The 1201-nt window shown below is 64.8% G+C and carries 1 protein-coding gene; it reads right to left on the bottom strand.

The features are described from left to right. Positions 1 to 157: 157 nt before the first annotated feature. Positions 158 to 1138 carry an IS5 family transposase gene (locus tag NKH12_RS30405; RefSeq protein ID WP_352956479.1) on the bottom strand — a complete coding sequence of 327 codons (981 nt, stop codon included), beginning with the start codon at positions 1136 to 1138 and terminating at the stop codon, positions 158 to 160. Positions 1139 to 1201: the final 63 nt, after the last annotated feature.

Genomic DNA, 1201 nt, shown 5'->3' with positions numbered 1-1201 from the left:
GAGGGCTTTGCACGGGAGCCGAAGTTTGGCGCAGATGGCGCGTGGGGCGTTTTTTGAACCGCAATCGAGCCACATTGGCCCGGTTTGCGGGGCATTTTTGCCCGCCTTGGAGCCCCAATTGGCCCCGCTCGGCGGATTTTGGGCAGACTCCGCCCCCTCATGCCGGCTTCCTCACCGGGTAGAGGACGGCGGCCGCCCGCTGCAGATTATAACCGCAGCCGGCAAGCACGCACTGCGTCTGGTTGGTCGCCAGGTTGAAGAAGCGCAGCCGCCGCATGCCATAGCGCTGCTTGAACACCGCAAACGGCCGCTCGACCGCCGCCCGCACCTTGGAGATCAGCCGGTTGCGCTGCTTCTGGCGCGGCGTCAGCGGATGGTGCTTGTTGGGCCGATGCATCAGCCGGTCCTTGATGCCGGCCTGCTTAAGCCGGGCATGCCGGGCATGGGTGTAGTAGGCTTGGTCGCCATAGGCCGCCTCCTCGTCGCCGCAGATCAGCTTGTCGGCCGGCTCGGTGTCGGTGATCGATGCATCGGTGAAGTGCATCCGCCGGATCAGCGTGTGAGCATCGTCGACGCCGTTGTGCACCTTATAGCCGAACACGGTCTTTTTGCCCTTGCGCCCCCAACGCGCATCGGGGTCGGCCGATGGCCGCGCCGACGCCTCCTCACCCTTCTTCGGCTTCGCCGGCGGACGCGCGGCGGCCTGCATGAAGGATGCATCAATCAGCGTGCCGCGCTTGACGATCAGGCCCTTCTGCTCAAACTGCCGGGTGATCTCATCAAACACCCGGTCGATCAGCTCGTCGCACTTCAGCTCTTCGCGGAAGCGCCACAGCGTCGAATGGTCCGGCGTGCGGTCCGACAGGCTGAAGCCGGCAAAGCGGCGGAACGACAGCCGGTCGCGGATCTGCGTCTCAAGGGCGGGGTCGCTGAGATTGTTCCACACGCCCAAAAACAGGCAGCGCAGCAATGCCTCGGCCGGATAGCTGGTGTTGCCCGCCCCCGGCCCGCTGCGCTGACCAAGAAGTGCCCGGATCGGCGTCCAGTCGATGACCGTCGCGATCCGGTCGAGCTGCGTGGTATCCGACCGCGCCAGCCCGTCCGCCAGGCTCAGTTGACCAAGCACACGATCGACCATCCGAATCATCTCCCTATCTTCCTTGCGAACGGAATCACCAATCCGATTCTGTGCAAAGGCCTC

Source organism: Mesorhizobium sp. M1322 (assembly GCF_040318085.1).
GTDB lineage: Bacteria > Pseudomonadota > Alphaproteobacteria > Rhizobiales > Rhizobiaceae > Mesorhizobium.
This window is presented reverse-complemented; position numbering and strand designations above follow the sequence as displayed.

Coding starts and splice junctions, on each gene's coding strand:
- NKH12_RS30405 (WP_352956479.1), bottom strand. CDS start 1,138: ATGGTCGATCGTGTGCTTGGTCAACTGAGCCTGGCGGACGGGCTGGCG.